Source organism: Faecalibacillus faecis (genome assembly GCF_003024675.1).
Lineage (GTDB): Bacteria > Bacillota_I > Bacilli_A > Erysipelotrichales > Coprobacillaceae > Faecalibacillus > Faecalibacillus faecis.
On the sequence record NZ_PYLP01000055.1, the window covers coordinates 1 to 702 of the forward strand.

Here is a 702-nt window from a genome sequence, read left to right on the forward strand (position 1 = left end):
TTCAGTCACGAATTAAGCAATTGGAACTTCGCCAAAATGCTAAACAAATGTCGAATCATTTCCAGTTCTTAGGAGATAAAAGAATTGACAGCTTGACTAAAGCTAATGCCATTCAGAATTATCGAAAGGCATGGAATGCTTTTCGCAAAATTCACACCGCAGGTGTTCCTAATTTTCACCGGAAAAGCTACGTTTGGCGTTATCAAACTAACTGCCAGTATTTGAAACAGAAGGAAGCATACCTAACCAACGGAACTGTACGTTTTGAAGATAGTAAGCATGTTCTGGTTCCCAAATTAGGTCGGCTCCGTGTTAAAGGTTCCCACCARCGARTCTTAGCTCGCAGTGCYGAAACYCGYATTGGAACGGTAACCATCRYAAARGACGCTAGCGGTCGYTTCTTTCTCTCAATGCAGTTAGCGTCAGACGCTCCCTTTGTCACGATGTCAAAGCAGACTAACCGGCAAGTTGGAATTGATCTCAATACCGAAAACTTCCTGACTTCTAGCGATGGTCAAGTGATTGCTAATCCACGCTACTATCGAACCGTTAAGGGACGATTAGCTAAAGCTCAACGCATTTTGTCACGTCGTGCCCGACGAGCTAAGAAAGAACATCGTTCTTTGCGAGAAAGTAGAAATTATCAAAAGCAACGATTGTTGGCGGCTAAAATCCATACCCAAATCTTTAGCCGTCGTAGAG

The 702-nt window shown here is 43.3% G+C and carries 1 protein-coding gene; it reads left to right on the top strand.

Annotated features, from left to right (window positions below; genetic code table 11):
- Positions 1-47: 47 nt before the first annotated feature.
- Positions 48-702 (top strand): RNA-guided endonuclease TnpB family protein (locus C7U55_RS14060; RefSeq protein ID WP_239985207.1); only part of this gene is annotated, 655 nt, incomplete at its 3' end.